The organism is Nocardia sp. NPDC127579 (assembly GCF_042672005.1).
In the GTDB taxonomy this organism is placed as follows: domain Bacteria; phylum Actinomycetota; class Actinomycetes; order Mycobacteriales; family Mycobacteriaceae; genus Nocardia.
Genome location: NZ_JBHXVZ010000012.1, coordinates 37,196 through 57,022, shown reverse-complemented (window position 1 = coordinate 57,022; position 19,827 = coordinate 37,196). Strand labels below are relative to the sequence as shown.

Genomic DNA, 19,827 nt, shown 5'->3' with positions numbered 1-19,827 from the left:
CGTGTGGACAAACCCTTTCGAAGTCCCCGACGACACCGGGGTCGCACTACAGCTCACGCTGATGGAGACCTACGCCGACGGCGAGATGACCCGCGCGGATTTCGTCGCGGAATGGCTCGAAGCGCGCCAGCAGGTCGCCGATGCCAACGAACCGGTAGGCGGTGACTTGGCCGACCTGCTCGACAGTGTCACCTCCGACGTCGAGGACTACGCGGCGAATCCGCGACCCGAACCCGACGACCCGTCCGAAGACCCCTTGCGCGAGGATGTCCACCAGGCCCGGAACTCGCTCGGCCACCTGTAGTTCCGTCCGGGTTCACGAGGTGAACAAGGCGACGAACAGTAACGCGGTGCCCAGGTACATGGCGACGGTGGTGCCGACCGCCGTCGCTGCCCGGTAGCGGCGCGGGACCGCGAACGGCAGCGCGACCATGGCGACGACAGCGAACGGTACGGCCATGAACGGCCCGAAGATCAGAACGTACCCGTGCGGGTCGGTGTTCGCGCCGGTGGCCAGCCGAGACCGCAGGACCATATAGGCGATCTGGAGCCATACAGCGGCGGCGCCCAGCCCGATGACGGCGGCCATGACCCCTATGGCGATCGTCAGCGGATCGTGTTTCGCTGCCCACCCGATTCGATTCGGCATAAGAAATTCCTCCCGAATCCAGTCTGCCTCGAGTCAGGCGGCGCTGAACCAGGCGACGAACAAGGTCGCGTTGCCGAGGAACAGGATCATGGTGCCGACGAGCGTGACTCGGGCGCGGTAGCGGCGGGGGACGGTGTAGGCGAGGGTGACGATGGCGACGGCCGAGACCGGAACCGACATGAGACTGCCGAAGATCAGACCGTAGCCGTGCGGGTCGATCGGGTGGTCCTCGGAGAAGCGGGAGGACAGGACGATATAGGCCAGACGCACCCACAGTGCGGTGGCCGCAGCGCCGATGCCGCCGAGAACCAGCGAGCCGATCAGAGCGACAGCAGAGCGCATCAGAGTTCCTCCCCTACTCATTCTGCCTCGGCCGTGGGTCGGCGGCACGCGCGGCGCGATCGGCCAGCTCGCCGAAAGCTGTTCGCAGAGCGGGCGGTCCGATCACCTCGAGGTCGGCGTCGAAGCGGGCGAGGGTCGCGGCGAGAGCCGGCCAGGACCAGGAGCCGAGGAGAAGGCGGGTGCGGCCGGGGGCCAGTTCCTCGACGATTCCGTCCTCGGCGAACGGAAAGACCTGGGCGGCAGGAAGATCGAGCACGACCTCGCCGCGGCACGGCCACCCGGGGCCGCCGCGGAAGCGGGCGAGGAGGAAACCGGCGACGTCGTCGCCGGGCAGGCGCCGCGGGGTGAAGCGAGGTCCGTTGGGGCTGCGGGGCGTCACGCGGTCGGCACGGTAGACGCGCCAGTCCGCGCGAACCGGGTCCCAGCCGATCAGATACCAGCGTCCGTCGCGGACCACGAGGTGATGGGGTTGCAGTCGACGCGGCGGGCCCGGATCGTCGGTGGCGTAGTCGAATCGCAACTCCTCGCCCGCGCGGATGATGCTGCTGAGCGCGAGCAGAACCTGCGGATCGACCTCGCGCCCAGCGGATTTCATAGCCGTGATCTCGAAACTATCGACGCGCGAACGCAATCGAGACGGCAGTACCTGGCGGACGGTCGACAGGGCGCGGGCGGCGTCGTCGGCGATACCCGCGCCCGCGGTGACCGCGATGCGCAGCGCCACGGTCAGCGCGATCGCCTGCTCGTCGTCGAAGAGCAGCGGCGGCAACTCGCTCCCGGCCTCGAGCCGATAGCCGCCCTCGGGTCCCCGGCTGGTGTGCACGGGATAGCCGAGTTCGCGCAGCCGGTCGATATCGCGGCGCACGGTGCGGTCGCTGACGCCGAGCCGCTGTGCCAGGAGTGCGGCGGGCCAGTCGCGGCGCACCTGGAGCAGCGACAGCAGCGACAGCAGGCGGCGCGAAGTCGCCGTCGAAGACGCGGTGGGCATGCGAGCCAGGCTGCCATAAATACCGGACAATCCCTGTCCGGTACGGCTGACAACCTGGGGGTTCCACAGCGAAAGGATCACCGATGTCGGTACGAACAGTCGCCCATCTCAACTTCCACGGTCAGGCCCGCGCCGCGCTGGAGTTCTACGAGTCGGTCTTCGGCGGACAGGCCGTCCTCAACACCTACGGCGATTTCGGCATGCCCGCCGACGCGCCGGACGCCGCCAAGGTGGTCTACGGCGAGGTCGTCGCGGACAGCGGCTTCCGCGTCATGGCCTACGACGTGCCGGGCGCGACCGCTCCGAGCGCGGCCGCGGCCTCGAGCACCCGCCGCGAGCACGGCCTCACTCACACGACGGAGCCGTTCTTCCTGTCCGTGCGCGGCGAATCGATCGAAGAGGTGACCGCCCTGTGGAAAGGCTTGGCCGAGGGCGCGACGGTCATCGAGGAATTCGGTCCGGCCCAGTGGGCTCCGGCATTCGGCATGCTGCGTGATCGCTTCGGCGTCACCTGGATCCTGGATGTGGCGTCGGAGCAGCTGAAATAGCTCAATCTTTGTGTTGCTGAAATGTTGCGTGTTACCGCTTAGGGGACTGGACCATATGGTTTCCTGATCGAGTGACGTCGCTACAGGCAGCGGTACGAAACGGATCGCCGACACTCAATCTGGCGCTGGCCACCTGGGTCTCGGCGATCAACTTCTGGGCCTGGAACCTGATCGGCCCGCTCTCGCCGCACTACGCGGACACCATGAACCTGAGCAGCACCGCGGCCTCGATCATGGTCGCGATGCCGATCCTGGTCGGCTCGCTCGGCCGGATCGTGTCCGGCGCGCTCACCGACCGCTTCGGCGGCCGGCTCATGTTCATCGGCGTCTCGCTGGCCGCGATCGTCCCCGTGATCGCGGTCGGCATCGCGGGCAGCATCGAGTCCTATCCGCTCATGCTGGTCTTCGGGTTCCTGCTCGGCATTCCCGGCACCATCTTCGCGGTCGGCATCCCGTTCGCGAATTCCTGGTACGTGCCCGCCCGGCGCGGTTTCGCGACCGGCGTCTTCGGTGCGGGCATGGTCGGCACCGCGGTCTCGGCGTTCTTCACCCCGCGGTTCATCGACTGGTTCGGCCTGCTGCCCACCCACCTGATCGTCGCCGCCGCGCTCGCGGTCACCGCGGTGCTGTGCGTGCTGTTCATGCGGAATTCGCCGGAGTTCACGCCGAACACCGACCCGGTGCTGCCGAAGCTGCGCGCCGCGATGAAACTCGGTGTCACCTGGGAGATGTCGTTCCTGTACGCGGTGGTGTTCGGCGGCTTCGTGGCCTTCAGCTCCTACCTGCCGACCTATATCAAGAACATCTATGGTTTCTCCGCAGTCGACGCGGGCACCCGCACCGCCGCCTTCGCGCTCGCCGCGGTCATCGCCCGGCCCATCGGCGGTGCGCTGTCGGACCGCATCGCACCCAAATACATTGTGGCGACCTCCCTCGCGGGTACCGCGCTCATGGCGGTGCTGGCCTCGTTCAAGCCGCCCGCCGATGTCGCCTCCGCGACGGTGTTCATTCTGATGGCGGTGTGGCTGGGGATCGGCACCGGTGGTGTCTTCGCCTGGGTCGCCCGCCGCACGCCCGCGACCAGCGTCGGCAGTGTCACCGGCATCGTGTCCGCGGCCGGCGGACTCGGTGGCTACTTCCCGCCGCTGATCATGGGCATCACCTACGACGAGGCGAACAACAGTTATGCGGTGGGCCTGCTGCTACTCGCGGCGACCGCCCTCGCGGCATTGGCGTACACGGTGTTCAAACTCCACGCGGTGGAAGCGGACGTGTCGGTTCCGTCCAAGACAGCGGCGTAGCGCGGCTCGTAGTCTGGCCTTCCCGAACCGAGGAGGAAACGTTGACACGGGAATTGGTCTACACAGGGTTCATGTCGCTGGACGGCGTCGTGGATTCGCCGGGCAGCACGGTCGAAGGCCACCGCTCCGGCGGCTGGGTGATGGACACCGAATTCGTGCCCGAGGCATTCTCGCTCAAGGGCGAGGAGCTGGCCGACACCACCGCACTGATGTTCGGACGGCGCAGCTACGAGGCGTTCGCGCCGATCTGGCGGGACTCCGAGGACCACGCCGCCTACCGCGACCTGCCGAAGTACGTGGTGTCCACGGAATTGAAGGACTCCGACCTGATCGACGGGTGGGGTTCGATCACGATCCTGCGATCCGTCGAGGACATCACCGCGCTGAAAGCCGGTGACGGTGGCGCGATCTTCATCCACGGCAGTGCCGAACTGGCGCGCCGCCTCGGCGAGGCCGATCTGATCGACCGCTACAACCTGCTCGTGTTCCCGGTGCTGCTCGGGGCGGGCAAGAGCCTGTTCACCAGGGCCGATCAGGACAAGCGGCCGTTGCGGCTGCGCGAATCCGCGACCTATTCCAACGGGATCGCCAAACTCGTATACGACGTCGTGCGCTGACCGGGATCGATGGCGAGCGTGCCGATGTCGCCCTCGCGCAATTGCCCGGCGGTACGCCCGACATACTTGCGCAGCGCGCGGGCGAGGTGCGGTTCGTCGTAGTAGCCGAGTTTGTCGACGACCGGGCCCGGGGGTTCGCCGGTGCTCAGCAGGATCGCCGCGGTGCGGGCGCGCCCGATCTGACGGACCGCGCCACGGGTCAGGCCGGTGGCCGCGCGGAAGCGGCGCTCCAGGGTGCGCTCGGTGGCGGCGGGTGGGCGGCCGCGCAGGGTGTCGGTGACCAACGGGTCACGGGCCAGGACATCGGCGCGGACCAGCCGCCGCACCAGTGCCTCGGCGTCTTCCACGCGCGGTGTGGCCCAGCGTGACCCGGCCAGCCAGAAGCCCTGCTCGGTGACGTCCGGCAGCGCGATCCCACTGTTCACCAGAGTCGGTGTGGCTACGGTCCGTAGCGACGTGCCGACCGCGAACTGGATGCCGACGAATTCCGCTCCCTCCGGCACCGGCGCTGTCCCGCACCGGTTTTCCGGCCCGGTCACCGCCGCGTGCGCGGCCCCATCCTGCTCCCAGAACACCAGCCCCCAGGTCTCGGTGGCCACCGAGGTCATCTCGCTGATCCGATCGCTGCGGCACGTCCACACCGACTCCACCCAGTCCGATTCCGACCCGCGCGTCTCGAACACCAATCCCACCCCGAAACCCTAGCCGCTCGCTCTCGCGCGAGGTCGGCACCGTACCTACACATCTTCTCCACGGCCACCGACTTGGATCATCCAGGTACCCACCGCCTCCCGAGGCGCCACACACCTGGAGCCCCATGCCCGCCACCCCACCCCGCAAACGTCCCCCGGTCCAGCCGATCTCCCGCCTGACCCGCCGCCCGTATTCGACCCCGGCCGGCGCACCAGCGAGTAGCGAGACGAAGGCCGACGCGAGTTCGTCTGCGATCGCAGCGACCGGCGATTCCGATGGCGGTAATCCGATCGGCGATTCGATCGCGCCACCCACTGAGTCGGCGGGATACCGTTCCGCGGCGCCAGGTTCTCTGCCGGAGGTCGATTCGCCGGCCACGACCGACATCGGATCGAGCGCTCCGGGTTTCTCATCCGACGCATTGTCGCCCGCCGAAGGTGTGCGTTCCCATTCGGCGGCCGGGGTGTCCGCCGTGACCGGTGCGCGATCTTCCGCCGAGCCGGGCGGTGGGCGACCGCAGGCGAAAGCAGCTGCCGCCGTAGGCGATTCACTCGGCTCCGCCGCGTCGAAGGGGCAGGCGGAGCGTTCGGCCGCACGAGGTGGACCACGGGCCGTGCTGCCGAGCGCCGGGGTGCGGGTGTCGGCCGAAAGGGCTCCGATGAGCGGTGCGGTCGAGATGCCGGCCTATCCGAGAGTTGTTCTGCCGCCGCAGGTTTCCTCTTTGGCCAGTCGGGTCCCGCTCCCGTCCGGTGCCCTGCTGGCGATCCTGATCGCCGGCGTGGCTGCCGCGGTGCTCGTCCCACTGGATCGCCCGGGAATCGGGTGGGTACTCGCGGGCCTGATCGCCGCGGCCGGCATCTACGGAGTCGACTGGGCGGCGCGCAGGCCGGCCGTCCCGGCTCAGAGGGGTGAGCCGGGCAAATCATCCACTGTGGCAAGGGAAAGCGTGCGGCCCGACGAGCGCGCACCCGAGGACGATTCGCCGGGCCGGATTGCTGCCCCGCCGGGGCATCCGCCCGTGAAGGGCGCTGTTCCCTCGGCCGGGTCGTCTGTGCAGGGCGCTGTCTCCGAGGGGGAGTCGCCTGTGCAGGGCGCTGTTTCCGAGGGGGAGTCGCCTGTGGAAATTGCAGTCTCGGAGCGAGAGTCGTCGGATAGGAGAGCGGCTTCGGCTGGTAACCCGCCCGACAGCAGCGCTGCATCGGCCGGTGCTGCCCTGGTAGGTGATTCGCTGGCTGGTGGCGCAGCCTCGACGGGTGAGTCGCCGACGGTGGGTGCTGCTTCAATGGGCGAACCGTCCGTGACGGGTGCTGGTTCAGCGGGTGTGCTGCTGGGCAGCGGCGCGGTTCCGGTGCGGGAGTCGCCGGTGACGAGCGCGCCCGGCGGTAGTCGGCTGTTGCGGGACGGAGACGCGCGGGGGAGTGGGGCACAGAGTGCGCCGCTGGTGCGGTGGGGTGCTGTTTGGTGGGGCGGGATTGCGGTGGGGCTGTTGGGGGTTGGGGCGGTGCGGGCCGCGGAGTGGTTGTTCGTGCTGTGTGTGCTCGGGGCCGGAGTGGCAGGGTCGCTGGCGGTGGGGCGGCGGTCGCGGTATGGGCTGTCCTATGACGTGATCGCGGTGCTGGTGCGCGCGTGTATGGCGGTGCCGTGGGTGTATCACGGGGTCCGGCGGGTGCGGGTGCGGCGGGCCGGCGCGGCCCGCCGAGTGGGGTGGTCGGTGGCGGCTACCGGCGGATTGTTGCTGGTGTTCGTGCCGCTGCTGGCGGGCGCGGACGCGGTCTTCGCCGAACTGGTGTCGAGCGTGACGCCGTCGTGGGACGGCGGCTCGGTCGTGAGCTGGGTGTTCGTCTTCGCCGTCGCGGCATCGGCAGTGGCCGGTGCCCTGTTCCTGCTGGCCGCTCCGCCACCGCCGGCCGGTGACGCGGATTCCGTTGCGGCGCGGATGGTTCGCAAGCGCTGGTCGACGCTGGAGTGGGGATTGCCGCTCGGCGCGCTGACGGTGCTGTTCGCCGTGTTCGTCGCCACCCAGCTGGCGGTGCTGTTCGGCGGCAACGGTTACGTGCAGCGCACCGCCGAGTTGACCTACGCGGAGTATGCCCGCAGCGGGTTCTGGCAGCTGTCGATCGTCAGCATGCTCACCCTGGGTGTGCTGGCGGCCGTCCAGTCCTGGGGCGCACAGGAATCGGCGGCCGAGCGCCGCTGGCTGCGGCTCGCCGTGGCCGCGATCAGCGTGCTCACCCTGGTGATCGTCGCGTCGTCGCTGCATCGCATGTGGACCTACCAGCACGCCTACGGTTTCACCGTGCTCCGCCTGCTGGTCGAGGTGTTCGAGCTCTGGATCGGGATGGTCTATCTGCTGGTGCTGGCCAGTTTGATCCGCTTGCGCCGCACCTGGATTCCGCGTGCGGCCCTCGGCGCCGCGGCCGCCACGCTTCTGGTATTGGCCTGTGTCAATCCGGAAGGCTTGATCGCGGAACGCAATATCGATCGCTGGCTGGCTGGCGCCACGGTCGAAACCACGAACGGCCGCCAGGTCAAACCCGCTCTGGATCTGAACTATCTGGGCAGGCTGTCCCCGGATGCCCTGCCGGCGACCGAACGTCTCCCGCAGGACCTGCGCCACCGCATCGCCGCCGCCATCCGCGCCGACCTCGACGAGGACCCGTGGCAGGGCTGGAACCTCTCGCGCGCGAAGGCCCGGTGATCGGCGCCACCGATGCGCAATGGCGCCGTCGCTAAGCTGGGCGCAACCGGCTCGACATTCGGATATCCGATAAGGAGGGGGTCGTGCGGTTGAAGCTCGGCAAGATTCTGTTGCTGGTGACCGATGCGCTGCTCGTGCTCTACTGGATCGCTGTCGCGGTGAACGCGATTCCGAAAGACGCGGCGTTCCGGGATTACTCGAATCCCATTGTGCAGGCGTGGAACTGGTCGTTCCTCCCGCTGGATCTGGCCGCCGTGCTCTTCGGTTTCGCCGGCGTGTATCTGGTGCGCGTCCAGCACCGCCTGGGCTGGCTCGTGCTCACCGTGGGCTTGACGCTGACTTTCTGCGCGGGCTTCATGGCGATCTCGTTCTGGGCCTTCGCGGGTGATTTCAACCCGGTGTGGTGGCTGTCGAACGCACTGCTGATGATCGTGCCCGCCCTCGTCTTCGGTCTGCTGCTGACCGATCGCGAAGCCCTGCCCATGCAGAGCCGGTACCCGCACCGCTAGAAATCGATTGCCCAGGTACCTTCCGCCGGGCACGATGCGTCGCATGGAGACGTCGTATGCGGCCGTGTCGCGCTGGCAGTTCGACCTGGTGTGGGCTCTGTTCGAATTTCATCTCGAACGCCTCGAGCCCGCCGATTTCCTGTGGGAGCCAACGGATCTCTGCTGGACGCTGCGGCGGGACGGATCGGGCGCCTGGCAGCCGGATTGGGCGGACACCGAGCCCGACCCGATCCCGGTACCGACCATCGGCTGGCTCAGCTGGCATATCGGCTGGTGGTGGACGGTCACCATCGATCACCTGGCCGGGCAGCGGGCGCACGAGCGCACCGAGATCGCCTGGCCGGGCCCGGAGTCGGCGGTCGAATGGTTGCGTGAGCTTCGAACGCGGTATCTGACCGCGCTGGAAAACGCCGATCTCACGGCCCCGGCGGCATTTCCCTGGCCGGACGATCCGGAGAAGACCGTCGCGCACACCGTCGCGTGGGCACACGCCGAGCTGATGAAGAATGCCGCCGAGATCGGCCAGCTGCGGCTACTCCGGGCCGCATCGTCGCAATCTTCGCAAGAAAGCTGATTGCATGCCGCAAAAATAGGCATTTGCGTGGCATTTTCGCGCCCGCACTCGCTGTGTAGCGTGCGAAGTATGAAGAATCATCTGGTTCGAACCCGCCGTTCGGCGGAGCATTTCCCGCGCGCGGAACACCTGGCGTGGAAGATCGCCGAAGTCGCCGCGGATCCGGTGGGGGTCGCGCCGGAGGTCGAGGCGATGATCGTCAATCGGATCATCGACAACGCGGCGGTGGCCGCCGCGGCGCTCACTCGCCGCCCGGTCGCCAATGCCCGCGCGCAAGCGCTGACCCACCCCTACACACCCGGTGCGACGGTGTTCGGTGTGCACGGCCGCTACGCACCGGAGTGGGCGGCCTGGGCCAACGGTGTCGCGGTGCGCGAACTCGACTTCCACGACACCTTTCTCGCCGCGGAGTACGCACACCCCGGCGACAACATTCCGGCCGTCCTGGCCGTCGCGCAGCACACCGGCCGCGATGGCCGAGACCTGATCCGCGGTCTCGCAACGGGTTACGAGATCCAGGCCGACCTGGTACGGGGAATCTGCCTGCACGAGCACAAGATCGACCATGTCGCGCACCTCGGCCCGTCGGCGGCCGCCGGGATCGGCACCCTGCTCGGTCTCGACACCGAGATCATCTACCAGGCCATCGGCCAAGCCCTGCACACCACGACCGCCACCCGCCAATCCCGTAAAGGCGAGATCTCCAGCTGGAAGGCCTACGCGCCGGCCTTCGCCGGGAAGATGGCGGTGGAGGCCGTGGATCGCGCGATGCGCGGCGAGGGCGCGCCGGCGCCGATCTGGGAGGGGGCGGACGGTGTCATAGCCTGGTTGCTGGGCGGTCCGCAGGCGGAGTACTCGGTGCCGCTGCCCGGCCCCGGCGAAGCCAAGCGCGCCATCCTGGACACCTACACCAAGCAGCATTCGGCCGAGTACCAGAGCCAGGCTCCGATCGATCTGGCGTTCCGCCTGCGCGAACGGATCGGCGATCTGGATCGGATCGACTCGATCGTGCTGCACACCAGCCACCACACCCACACGGTGATCGGCACCGGCTCGGGCGATCCGCAGAAGTTCGACCCCGGGGCTTCGCGCGAGACTCTGGACCACTCGATCATGTACATCTTCGCGGTCGCCCTACAGGACGGCAGCTGGCATCACGAGCGGTCCTACGCGCCCGAACGCGCGCGGCGACCCGACACGGTGGCGCTGTGGAACAAGATTTCCACGGTCGAGGCAGCCGAGTGGACGAGGCGCTATCACGCGGCCGATCCGAGCGAGCGGGCGTTCGGCGCTCGCGCCGAGGTGAGGCTGAAGGGCGGTGCGGTACTCACCGACGAACTGGCTGTCGCCGATGCGCATCCGCTGGGTGCGCGCCCGTTCGCCCGCGAGCAGTACATCGCAAAGTTCCGCACTCTCGCCGAGGGCGTGGTGGAGCCCGCCGAACAGGACCGATTCCTGGCGGTGGTCCAGCGCGCGGGCGAACTGTCCGCCGCCGAACTGCCGGAGCTCACGTTCACGGCATCGGCGGATGTGCTCGCGCGCGCGCCCCGATCGGCGAAGGGGCTGTTCTGATGACCGGCCTGCTCGCCGCCGCCACCCTGGCCGCGGACAAGCGCGCGGCCTTGCGCGCCGGTCTGTCCTCCGGACGGATCCAGCGTCTGCCGGGCGCCTTCAATCCGTTGGTGGCCAAGCTGATCCAGGAGATCGGCTTCGAGGGCGTGTACGTCTCGGGTGCGGTGCTCGCCGCCGATCTGGGGCTGCCCGATATCGGTCTCACCACGCTGACCGAGGTTGTCGGGCGCGGCCAGCAGATTGCCCGGGTAACGGATCTGCCGGTGCTCATCGACGCCGACACCGGTTTCGGCGAACCGATGAATGCCGCGCGCACGGTGACCGCGGCCGAGGACGCCGGGATCGCGGGCCTGCACCTCGAGGATCAGGTCAACCCGAAGCGCTGCGGGCACCTGGACGGTAAGGCGGTGGTGCCGGTCGAGGAGATGGTGCGCCGGGTGCGCGCCGCGGTCGCGGCCCGTCGTGACCCGGATTTCGTGATCTGTGCCCGCACCGACGCCGCCGCGATCGAGGGCATCGACGCGGCGGTGGATCGAGCGCTGGCCTACGCCGAGGCCGGTGCGGACCTGATCTTCACCGAGGCGCTGCGCACCACAGCCGATTTCGAACGGTTCCGCGCGGCGGTGCCGATTCCCCTGCTGGCCAATATGACCGAGTTCGGCAAGTCCGACCTGCTCTCGGCCGCGACGCTGGAGTCGATCGGCTACAACGCGGTCATCTATCCGGTGACCACCTTGCGGCTGGCCATGTTCGCGGCCGAGGCGGGTCTGCGCGAGATCGCGGCGGCGGGAACCCAATCCGCACTGCTGGACCGCATGCAGCCGCGCAGCCGGCTCTACGAACTCCTGCGCTATCAGCGCTACAGCGAATTCGATTCCGACATCTTCACTTTCACGCTGGAAGGAAATCAGTGATGACCGGAACCATCCACAAGGGGCTGGCCGGCATCGTCGTCGACACCACCGCGATTTCGAAGGTCGTGCCCGAAACCAATTCGCTGACCTACCGTGGCTACGCGGTCGGTGAGCTGGCCGCGACCTGCACGTTCGAGCAGGTCGCGCACCTGCTGTGGTACGGCGAACTCCCCGGTGACGCCGAGCTGGAACGCTTCTGCCAGCGCGAGCGCGCGTCGCGCCGGGCCGACCGCTCGCTGCTGTCGCTGGTGGCCAAGCTCCCCGACAACTGTCATCCGATGGACGTGGTGCGCACCGCGATCAGCTATCTGGGCGCCGAGGATCCGCTGGAGGACGACGATTCTCCGAAAGCCAACCACGCCAAGGCGCTTCGCATGATGGCCGTGCTGCCCACCATTGTCGCGGCCGATCATCGGCGCCGCCACGGCCTGGATCCGATTCCGCCGCATTCGCATCTGGGATTCGCCGAGAACTTCCTGACCATGTGCTTCGGGCAGGCCCCGGACCCGGCGCTGGTGCGGGCTTTCGAGGTCTCGCTGATCCTCTACGCGGAGCACAGTTTCAACGCCTCCACCTTCGCCGCCCGGGTCGTCACCTCCACCCGGTCCGATATCTACAGTGCGGTCACCGCGGCGATCGGCGCGCTCAAGGGGCCACTGCACGGCGGCGCGAACGAGGCCGTCATGCACGACATGCTCGAGATCGGCGATCCCGCGCGGGCGGAGCAGTGGTTGCGAAACAAGCTGTCCGCCAAGGAGAAGGTGATGGGTTTCGGTCACCGGGTGTACAAGAACGGCGACTCCAGGGTGCCGACCATGAAGCAGGCCTTCTTGGACATCGCCGCCCGCACCGAGGGCCGGCGGTGGGTGCGGATGTACGACATCCTGGAAAGCACCATGGTCGAGGCCACCGGAATCCGGCCGAATCTCGATTTCCCCACGGGCCCCGCCTATTACCTGCTCGGCTTCGATATCGAGGCGTTCACGCCGATCTTCGTGATGAGCCGCATCACCGGCTGGACCGCCCACGTCGTCGAGCAGTCCGAATCCAATGCGCTGATCCGGCCGCTCAGTGAATACGTCGGTGTGGCACCGCGTTCCGTGGGCACCGGTCAGTAGTCGAGTGCGTGCTCGGGCTGGCAGACATCCATGGGGGAGGGGAGGTAGCGGGCGACAGCGTCCAGCAGCGGTGCGCGGCCGTCACCGCCGGGCGCCGCGCCGCACAGGATCGGTATCGCGTCCCCGATCCGGGTGAGCGTCCGGATGCGCTGGTGGGCGTGCTGGAGGTCTTTCGCCCCCAAGGTCTCCCGGAGTCGGCGCTGGCACGGTGCGGCGACCTGCCATCGGCTGTCGTCGGCCGCTCCGAGGTCCCACAGCCGGATCAGATCGAGGACGCCGTCGAATTCCGTTCCGGCGCCGAGGGGTATGTGCAGCGGCAGCGGGATCGCGCCCCGGATCTCGGCGATCGCGCGCACGCAGCGGTCGAAATCGGCGCCGGGGCGCCCCATTCCGTCGATCAGGCACAGGCGGGCAACCTGGTAGTCGTCGGCGGCGCGCAGCACCGTCTCCAACTGCGCGGTGCAGCCCGCGGCGGCGTCGATGCTCACGATCAGCCCGTCGGCAGTCCGGATCGATCGCTCCGGATCGCCGGCCGTGCCGACCCGGATGAGGTACTCCTGCGACCCGATCGACCATCGGATCGGGCCGCGCGACAGCGGCCGGGCGGTGCCGCTTTCCCCGAACAGCGTGACATTGCGGATCGCCCGCGGTTCCACGACTTCCATCTCGAGCACCGTACCGCCGCGGGTGTACGAACGGAGCCGAATTCGCCCCCGAAATAGAACGTGTTCCTATACGGTCGGCGGTGTGCAGAAAGAACAACGCCCCGCCGTGGCGAACTGGTTCACCGCGCAAGACGGCGCGGTCCGACTCCAGGGGACGCGCTGCAAGCATTGCGGCACACCGTATTTCCCGCGGAATACGCTCGCCTGCCGTAACCCGTACTGTGCCGGTCCGAAGGACGGCTCCGAGCTCGACGAGTACCAGTTCTCGACCCGCGGCCGGATCTGGTCCTACGCCGATGCCCGCTACAAACCGCCCGCGCCCTACGTCTCACCCGACCCGTTCGTGCCGTACGTGGTCGCGGCCGTGGAGCTCGAGGTCGAGCAGATGGTGATCCTCGGGCAGGTCGTGCCGGGCTTCAGCGTCGACGACCTGGCCGTCGGTATGCCGGTGGAGTTGGCGCTTGGCACCCTGTACGCCGATGACGACGCGGAGCACACCGTGTGGATGTGGAGGCCGGTCGATGACTGATACGACGCGCGATATCGCGGTGCTCGGCGCGGGCATGCACCAGTGGGGTAAATGGGGACGCAACTTCGTCGAATACGGCCTGGTCGCTGCCCGTGCGGCGTTGGCCGACGCTGGTGTCGACCACCTCGATGTCGGCTACATCGCCGGAGCCGACACCATCCGCAACGGGTACCCGGGATTCGTCTCCGGCGCCACCTTCGCTCAGGCCCTCGGCTGGTCGGGTGCGCGCATTTCGAGCAGTTACGCGGCGTGTGCGTCCGGCGCCCAGGCCATTGCCAACGCGCGCGCCCAGATTCTGGCCGGCCTGTGCGACGTGGCGCTGGTGATCGGCGCCGACGCCGCGCCGAAGGGGTTCTTCCAGCCGGTCGGCGGGGAACGCCGCGACGACCCGGACTGGTTGCGCTTCCACCTGCTCGGCGCGACCAACCCCATCTATTTCGCGCTGTACGCGCGCCGCCGGATGGCGATACACGGCGCGACGCTCGACGATTTCGCCGCGGTCAAGGTGAAGAACGCCAGGCACGGGCTGAACAACCCCTATGCCCGCTACCGCAAGGAAGTGTCGGCCGAGGAGGTCGCGGCCTCCGCGGTCGTCGCGGATCCATTGCGACTGCTCGACATCTGCGCCACCAGTGACGGCGGTGCGGCGCTGGTGCTGACCTCGATGGATTACGCACGTCGCAAGGGGATTTCGGCCCCGGTCCGGATCCGGGCGCTGTCCACCGTCACCCCGACCTTTCCGAAGACCGTTCTGGATCTGCCGGATTTTGCCACCGATTCGGCCGTCGCGTTCGATACGCCGCCGACCGCGTTCCGTTCCGCCATCGCGCAGGCCGCCTACGAGGAAGCCGGGCTCGCGCCCGCCGATCTGTCCTTCGCCGAGGTCTACGATCTGTCCACCGCACTGGAGCTGGACTGGTACGAAGACATCGGGTTGTGCGAACCCGGCGGTGCGGAACAGCTGTTGCGCAGCGGTGCGACGACATTGGGCGGGCGGGTGCCGGTCAACCCGAGCGGTGGACTGGCCAGCTTCGGCGAAGCCATTCCGGCGCAGGCGATCGCCCAGGTCTGCGAGATGACCTGGCAGTTGCGCGGGCAAGCCGAAGGCCGGCAGGTCGAGGACGCCGGCGCCGCGATCGCGGTCAACCAGGGGCTCTTCGGACACGGTTCGGCGATCATCGCGACCCGCTGATCCCGGCCGGGTCGCACCGGGGAGCGAGGCACGGTACATACCCGAGTCCGGTGCGGCTGATGCCCCGCGTGCGCTCCTGTTAGTATAAGTAGAAACTTATACAAGGAGGTTGTCATGCCATTGATCACCGAACCCGCCGCGCTGGCGGGTCTCGTCACCCGGGAAGTCCGCACCGGCGCCCGCGATGGTGCGCCCACGCGCATCGCCGTGGCCCGGCGCACCTACCCGACCGATCAGGCCGATCTGTGGAGCGCGCTCACCACCCTGGAACGGATTCCGCGCTGGTTCATGCCGATCACCGGCACGCTGGAGGTGGGTGGCCGCTACCAGCTCGAAGGCAACGCCAACGGTGTCGTCGAACGCTGCGACGCGCCGAAACTGTTCGCCGTCACCTGGGAGATGGGCCCACAGGTGTCCTGGCTGACCGTCACGCTCACCCCGGTCGCCGAGGGCACCGAACTCGAACTGGTCCACGAAGCGGCCATCGATCCCGGGATGTGGGACCAGTTCGGTCCCGGCGCGGTCGGTGTCGGGTGGGATCTGGCGCTGCTCGGCCTGGGCATGCATCTGTCCTCCGGCGACCCGGTGGATCCGGAGGTGGCGCTCACCCTGCACCGAACTCCGGAGGGACGCGAATTCATCCGTACCGCCGCGACCGGCTGGGGCGCCGCCGCGACCGCCGACGGTGACGACCCGGCCGCCGCGCGCGCCGCCGCCGAGCAGACCTTCGCCTTCTACACCACCGAACCCGAGGGCGATACCGAATCCTGATGACCGGCAAGCTTTTCGAGGCGCTCGGCGATCCCGTCCGGCGACACATTCTCGAACTCGTGGCGGGCGGCGAACAGCCAGCGGGCTTCGTCGTCGACGCGGTGCGCACCCACACGCCCATCTCCCAGCCCGCCGTCTCGCAGCATCTGAAGGTGCTACGCGACGCCGGGCTGGTGCAGGTGCGTGCGGAGGGCACCCGCCGCGTCTATCGCCTCGACCCGGCGGGGGTTGCCCGCGCTCAGGCATGGCTCGCCACGCTGATCGATCCGCTGCACCGGCTGGCGAATCCGCTCGACGCGCTCGGCACCGAGATCGCGCGCGGTAAACGCACCCGCCGCGCCGACCGTCAGGCACCGCTGGGTGGCGCGGAAACCGCCTGATCGGGTCGTAGAGTTGGGTGTCCGTTCTCCGAAGGGAAACCATGTCCGACATCGACAATCTCGCCGTCGAACCGATCGTGGCGAGCGAACTCGACCATCTGCGCCGCTGTCTCGAGCTCGCCGCCGATGCGGTGGCCGCGGGTGATCGCCCCTTCGGTTCGGTGCTCGCCGACCGCGCCGGAACCCGTCTGGCCGAAGACCGCAATCGTGAGATCACCACCGCCGACCCGATGCGTCATCCGGAGATCGAACTCGCCCGCTGGGCCGGCCGCCACCTCGCCCCCGCCCAGCGCGCCGAAACCACCATGTACACCTCCGGCGAGCACTGCCCCATGTGTGCCACCGCCTGCGCACTGGTCGGCCTCGGCCGCATCGTCTACATCAGCTCCTCCGCCCAGCTCACCACCTGGCTCACCAACTGGCACCGCGCCCTCCCGCCCTTCCGCGCCGTCCCCATCGACTCGGTCGCGCCCCGCATCGAAACCTCCGGCCCCATCCCCGAACTCGTCGACGAGATCAAGGCCCTGCAGCAGCGGACTCCCTGGCCCGAGGCCGACTGAGCGCCGGAGGAAGGCCCCGGGTACCGGCAGCGGGATCGCCGATACCCGGGGGCCGGATCAGTACTGGCTACAGGTGTCTACGACCAGGGTCATTTTCGGGGCGAGTTCGGGGTTGGATTTCGCGGTGATGCCCATTTGCTGCTGCTTGTCGATGAGAGCCTGAAAGGCGGCGCGGCGCTGGGCGACGGGCTGGTCGTAGGCGCTTTGCAGCGCGGCCTTCTGGGCGGGGGCGGCGTCGAGCTGGGCCGCGGTCTCGGGCGCCACGTCGTGCAGGGCCGCGTCGATCTGGGTGAACGAGCAGTTCGAGCTCAGCAGTGGTTCGAGATCGCTCATCGGATCGGCGACGGCGATCCCGGCGCCGCACAGCCCCGCGGCGGCGACGAAACCGGTGATCGTCCCCGCGATGACGACGGCGTGCCTGGTACTGATCAACCTCATGCGCAATCGGCCTTTCGTAGTAGCTGGATGATCACCCGCCGCTGTCGGCGGCCGGGCACAGGTGAGTCGGAGCGAGGTGGCCGCCGGATTGGCCGAGCCGGCTCATCGGCGTGAAATTGCAGTCAGCGCAAGAATTCTGCGAGCAGCGGGATGGTCTCCGCGGGGCAGTCCTCGTGCACCGTGTGCCCGCAGCCGGGGAGCAGGGTAGCGGTAGCGCCGGGGATGCGGTCGGCCAGCCGACCGGCCTGCGAGGCGGGCAGCCAGGCATCGGCGCCGCCCCACAGCACCAGGGTCGGTGCCGTCACCCGGAACAACCCGGCATCGGTCAGCCGGTAGTCCAGATTGCGCCACAGCGCCAGGAATCCGGCCCGGTTGGCGGGAGTCGCGAACGGTGCGTACCCCTCGTCGATCATCTCCTCGGTCACCAGCTCCTGGTGGGCGAAGGTGCCGCGCACGCTGTCGGCGTAGAAACCGCGACCGGTCAGGTTGGTGGCGAGTTCACCGAGCACCGGCGTCCTGAAAACCGGTGTGATGGGTGCTTTCTCGGCGTCGAGACCGGGGGAGTCCAGCAGCGCCAGCCGCTGCACCCGCTCGGGGTGCTGCTCGGCGAAGTACAGGCTCCACGCACCGCCCCAGGAATGCCCGACCAGCGCGGTGCGCTCCAGCCCGACTGCGTCGAGGAACGCGCCGATGGCCGCGGACATGGCATGCAGGTCGTAGGCGAAATCTCGCTGTCGCAGCTCGGTGTATCCCTGACTGGGCAGATCGACCGCGTACACCGTGTGCTCACGCGCCAGCTCCGGCAGCACATCACGCCAGGAGTAGCCCCACAGCGCACCGCCCGCGATCAGCACGACCGGTGATCCGCTGCCCTGCACGGTGTAGTGGAATCGCGCGAGATCGGTATCGGCATACCGGGATTCGACCCGGGTCAGGTATCGCGAGGTGTAGTCCGAGCCGGGCCCGTCCCAGGCGTAGGCGGCCGGGAGGGCGACAGCGCAGAGGACTGCGAGCACGGCGGACAGGACGAGAACGAGCCGGCGCTGCCAAGGTCGGATCTTCATGGCGCTCTCCAATCGGAGTGACGGGGTGATACGAACAGGACGAGCGGGCCGCCACCGATGTGACGGCCCGTGACCTGGTTCACCTCGCCGAGCTCGGCTCGCGGCCTGCCGCGCCGCAAATGATCGCCGCCCGGAAACGTCAGATTCGGCTCGGTACCGGAGCGGTCACCGGTGCGGTGACGAACGCGTCCGCCGGATCGTGTGCGAGCCGCTGTTCGAATTCCCGGACGGTGCCCGGCCACGGATTGGTCACCCGCTCGGCGCTCTTGAACCAGCTGGCCGCGCCGGCCGGCCAGACCGTGCCGGTCATGGCGGTGTCGAGCCAGGCGCGGTAGTCGGTCATCGCCGCCTCGGCGACCTCGATCGGGGCCCGCCGCCGGTTCGACAGGCGCAGACAGCGCAGGATGTAGCGCGCCTGCACATCCTTCATCAGCGGGTTGGAGTTGGCGGGGGTGAAGCTGTGCGGTCCCGCGATCATGTACATGTTCGGGAAGTGCGGCACGGCCAGGCCCCAGAAGGCTTGCGGGCCACCGTATTCCGACCACACATCGTGCAGGTCGATCCCGTCGCGCCCGGTCACGGTGATGCCGCCGAAGAACTGCTGTGCCTGGAATCCGGTGGCCCACACGATCACATCGGCCCGTCGCTCCCGGCCGTCGGCGGTGCGGATGCCGGTGGCGGTCAGCCGGTCGATCGGGTCGGTGACCAGATGCACGTTCGGTCGCATGAGCGCGGGGTAGTACTTGCTGTCGACCAGCACCCGCTTCTCGCCGATCGCATAGGGCGGCAGCAGCTTACGACGCAGCGCCCGGTCGGGCACCTGACGGCGCAGGTGACCACGCGCTACCCACTCGGCCGGCGTCGCCGACCAGCCGCCGCGCATGATCGGCGCCAGCAGGGCGTCGCCGCAGTAGGCCAGCGCCGCCCGGTGCGCCTGGTGTGCGCCCGGCACATGCGTGAGCACCCATTGCGATACCGGCCCGAACCGCGCGGCCGGCTTGGGCAGCACCCACGGCGCCGACCGCTGGTAGACCGTCACCGAGCGCGCGGTCCGCGCCAGCTCCGGAAGCATCTGCGTCGCACTGGATCCCGTGCCGACCACGGCGATGTCGCCGTCCAGGCCGTCGCGTCGCGTCCACTGTTCCCGATCGGCGGAGTGGAACGCGCGCCCGGTGAAATCCGCCGCGCCGGCGAATTCCGGCACCCGCGGCCGATGCAACTGCCCGATGCCCCACACCACCGATTTCGCCTGCACGGGTCCGCCGGGCGTGGTCAAGGTCCACAGGCCGGTGCTGTCGTCGAACCTCGCCGCCGAGACCGCCGCGTTCGTCCGTAGATGGCGGCGCAGATCGTGGTCGTCCACCACACGGCGCAGATAGGCGAGGATGTCGGTTTGGCTCGGGTACCGCACGCGGGTGTCGCGGAACGGGTCGAATCCGAAGCTGTAGAGATGCGAGGGCACATCGCAGGTGCAGCCGGGATACACATTGTCCCGCCACACACCGCCCGCACCGTCTGCTTCCTCGAGAATGACGAAATCGGCTATCCCCGCGTTTTTCAGCCGTTTCGCCATGGTCACCCCGGCGAACCCGGCGCCTACGATCGCGACGGCGTAGGTCGCCGTTGCCGGAACACGTGTCATCAACCGATCTCCTTCAGGCATCGTCGGATTACAGAGGGGAGCGAGAAACCGTGGTATTTCCCG

The 19,827-nt window shown here is 68.6% G+C and carries 23 protein-coding genes; 15 read left to right on the top strand and 8 right to left on the bottom strand.

Features of this window, described 5'->3' with window-relative positions; genetic code table 11:
• The first annotated feature begins 1 nt into the window (after window position 1).
• Window positions 2–304 (top strand): hypothetical protein, encoded by a 303-nt coding sequence (locus ACFVMC_RS30930; RefSeq protein WP_379216171.1) that lies wholly within the window; start codon window positions 2–4, stop codon window positions 302–304.
• Window positions 305–316: 12 nt separating this feature from the next.
• On the opposite strand, the gene ACFVMC_RS30925 is transcribed toward ACFVMC_RS30930, so the two are convergent.
• The 3 genes from ACFVMC_RS30925 to ACFVMC_RS30915 are packed head-to-tail and all read right to left on the bottom strand — an operon-like array spanning window position 317 to window position 1,979.
• A complete protein-coding gene (locus ACFVMC_RS30925) occupies window positions 317–649 on the bottom strand; it encodes a hypothetical protein (RefSeq protein WP_379216169.1) in 333 nt (110 codons plus the stop codon).
• 33 nt (window positions 650–682) lie between these two features.
• Complete coding sequence (locus tag ACFVMC_RS30920; RefSeq protein ID WP_379216167.1) at window positions 683–991, bottom strand: hypothetical protein; 309 nt, start codon at window positions 989–991, stop codon at window positions 683–685.
• Between the two features lie 13 nt (window positions 992–1,004).
• Window positions 1,005–1,979, bottom strand: a complete 975-nt coding sequence (locus tag ACFVMC_RS30915) for a helix-turn-helix transcriptional regulator (protein ID WP_379216165.1) — start codon at window positions 1,977–1,979, stop codon at window positions 1,005–1,007.
• An 83-nt stretch (window positions 1,980–2,062) separates the two neighbouring features.
• Here ACFVMC_RS30915 and ACFVMC_RS30910 point away from each other — a divergent pair, with 83 nt between their 5' ends.
• The 3 genes from ACFVMC_RS30910 to ACFVMC_RS30900 all read left to right on the top strand — a co-directional run bounded on the left by ACFVMC_RS30910 (window position 2,063) and on the right by ACFVMC_RS30900 (window position 4,445).
• On the top strand, window positions 2,063–2,527 hold the full coding sequence (locus tag ACFVMC_RS30910; RefSeq protein ID WP_379216163.1) for a VOC family protein: 465 nt from the start codon (window positions 2,063–2,065) through the stop codon (window positions 2,525–2,527).
• Window positions 2,528–2,598: 71 nt separating this feature from the next.
• Window positions 2,599–3,828, top strand: a complete 1,230-nt coding sequence (locus ACFVMC_RS30905) for a nitrate/nitrite transporter (protein WP_379216162.1) — start codon at window positions 2,599–2,601, stop codon at window positions 3,826–3,828.
• Between the two features lie 41 nt (window positions 3,829–3,869).
• Window positions 3,870–4,445, top strand: coding sequence for a dihydrofolate reductase family protein (locus tag ACFVMC_RS30900; RefSeq protein WP_379216160.1), 576 nt, complete (start codon window positions 3,870–3,872; stop codon window positions 4,443–4,445).
• Here ACFVMC_RS30900 and ACFVMC_RS30895 read toward each other — a convergent pair.
• The gene (locus ACFVMC_RS30895; RefSeq protein ID WP_379216158.1) at window positions 4,400–5,137 is read right to left on the bottom strand and encodes a helix-turn-helix domain-containing protein; all 738 of its coding nucleotides are present in this window, start codon (window positions 5,135–5,137) and stop codon (window positions 4,400–4,402) included. The two genes, ACFVMC_RS30900 and ACFVMC_RS30895, sit on opposite strands and share 46 nt — an antisense overlap.
• 125 nt (window positions 5,138–5,262) lie before the next feature.
• Between ACFVMC_RS30895 and ACFVMC_RS30890 the strand changes: the two genes are divergently transcribed.
• The 6 genes from ACFVMC_RS30890 to ACFVMC_RS30865 all read left to right on the top strand — a co-directional run bounded on the left by ACFVMC_RS30890 (window position 5,263) and on the right by ACFVMC_RS30865 (window position 12,523).
• Entirely contained in the window at window positions 5,263–7,836 is a 2,574-nt protein-coding gene (locus ACFVMC_RS30890) for a DUF4153 domain-containing protein (protein ID WP_379216156.1), read from the top strand.
• A gap of 83 nt (window positions 7,837–7,919) precedes the next feature.
• On the top strand, window positions 7,920–8,345 hold the full coding sequence (locus ACFVMC_RS30885) for a DUF5360 family protein (protein ID WP_379216154.1): 426 nt from the start codon (window positions 7,920–7,922) through the stop codon (window positions 8,343–8,345).
• A gap of 43 nt (window positions 8,346–8,388) precedes the next feature.
• Window positions 8,389–8,919, top strand: coding sequence for a DinB family protein (locus ACFVMC_RS30880; protein ID WP_379216152.1), 531 nt, complete (start codon window positions 8,389–8,391; stop codon window positions 8,917–8,919).
• A gap of 69 nt (window positions 8,920–8,988) precedes the next feature.
• Window positions 8,989–10,491: a 2-methylcitrate dehydratase PrpD gene (gene prpD, locus ACFVMC_RS30875; protein ID WP_379216150.1), complete on the top strand. Its 1,503-nt coding sequence runs from the start codon at window positions 8,989–8,991 to the stop codon at window positions 10,489–10,491.
• Window positions 10,491–11,405: a methylisocitrate lyase gene (gene prpB / locus ACFVMC_RS30870; protein WP_379216148.1), complete on the top strand. Its 915-nt coding sequence runs from the start codon at window positions 10,491–10,493 to the stop codon at window positions 11,403–11,405. Before prpD ends, prpB begins: the two co-directional genes overlap by 1 nt.
• Entirely contained in the window at window positions 11,405–12,523 is a 1,119-nt protein-coding gene (locus ACFVMC_RS30865) for a bifunctional 2-methylcitrate synthase/citrate synthase (RefSeq protein ID WP_379216147.1), read from the top strand. Before prpB ends, ACFVMC_RS30865 begins: the two co-directional genes overlap by 1 nt.
• Here the strand turns inward: ACFVMC_RS30865 and ACFVMC_RS30860 are convergent.
• On the bottom strand, window positions 12,517–13,188 hold the full coding sequence (locus ACFVMC_RS30860; protein WP_379216145.1) for a GTP-binding protein: 672 nt from the start codon (window positions 13,186–13,188) through the stop codon (window positions 12,517–12,519). The genes ACFVMC_RS30865 and ACFVMC_RS30860 overlap by 7 nt on opposite strands.
• 82 nt (window positions 13,189–13,270) lie before the next feature.
• Between ACFVMC_RS30860 and ACFVMC_RS30855 the strand changes: the two genes are divergently transcribed.
• The 5 genes from ACFVMC_RS30855 (at window position 13,271) to ACFVMC_RS30835 (ending at window position 16,620) form a co-directional block, all read left to right on the top strand.
• Window positions 13,271–13,717, top strand: coding sequence for a Zn-ribbon domain-containing OB-fold protein (locus ACFVMC_RS30855; RefSeq protein WP_379216143.1), 447 nt, complete (start codon window positions 13,271–13,273; stop codon window positions 13,715–13,717).
• The gene (locus tag ACFVMC_RS30850; protein ID WP_379216141.1) at window positions 13,668–14,909 is read left to right on the top strand and encodes a lipid-transfer protein; all 1,242 of its coding nucleotides are present in this window, start codon (window positions 13,668–13,670) and stop codon (window positions 14,907–14,909) included. Before ACFVMC_RS30855 ends, ACFVMC_RS30850 begins: the two co-directional genes overlap by 50 nt.
• 114 nt (window positions 14,910–15,023) lie before the next feature.
• The gene (locus tag ACFVMC_RS30845; RefSeq protein ID WP_379216140.1) at window positions 15,024–15,680 is read left to right on the top strand and encodes an SRPBCC family protein; all 657 of its coding nucleotides are present in this window, start codon (window positions 15,024–15,026) and stop codon (window positions 15,678–15,680) included.
• A complete protein-coding gene (locus ACFVMC_RS30840; RefSeq protein ID WP_379216138.1) occupies window positions 15,680–16,060 on the top strand; it encodes an ArsR/SmtB family transcription factor in 381 nt (126 codons plus the stop codon). The genes ACFVMC_RS30845 and ACFVMC_RS30840 overlap by 1 nt, the downstream gene beginning before the upstream one ends.
• Before the next feature lie 41 nt (window positions 16,061–16,101).
• Complete coding sequence (locus tag ACFVMC_RS30835) at window positions 16,102–16,620, top strand: nucleoside deaminase (protein ID WP_379216136.1); 519 nt, start codon at window positions 16,102–16,104, stop codon at window positions 16,618–16,620.
• A gap of 57 nt (window positions 16,621–16,677) precedes the next feature.
• Here the strand turns inward: ACFVMC_RS30835 and ACFVMC_RS30830 are convergent, their stop codons facing one another.
• The 3 genes from ACFVMC_RS30830 to ACFVMC_RS30820 all read right to left on the bottom strand — a co-directional run bounded on the left by ACFVMC_RS30830 (window position 16,678) and on the right by ACFVMC_RS30820 (window position 19,764).
• On the bottom strand, window positions 16,678–17,058 hold the full coding sequence (locus ACFVMC_RS30830) for a hemophore-related protein (RefSeq protein ID WP_379216134.1): 381 nt from the start codon (window positions 17,056–17,058) through the stop codon (window positions 16,678–16,680).
• A gap of 122 nt (window positions 17,059–17,180) precedes the next feature.
• The gene (locus ACFVMC_RS30825) at window positions 17,181–18,122 is read right to left on the bottom strand and encodes an alpha/beta fold hydrolase (protein WP_379216133.1); all 942 of its coding nucleotides are present in this window, start codon (window positions 18,120–18,122) and stop codon (window positions 17,181–17,183) included.
• A gap of 139 nt (window positions 18,123–18,261) precedes the next feature.
• On the bottom strand, window positions 18,262–19,764 hold the full coding sequence (locus tag ACFVMC_RS30820) for a flavin-containing monooxygenase (RefSeq protein WP_379216131.1): 1,503 nt from the start codon (window positions 19,762–19,764) through the stop codon (window positions 18,262–18,264).
• Window positions 19,765–19,827: the final 63 nt, after the last annotated feature.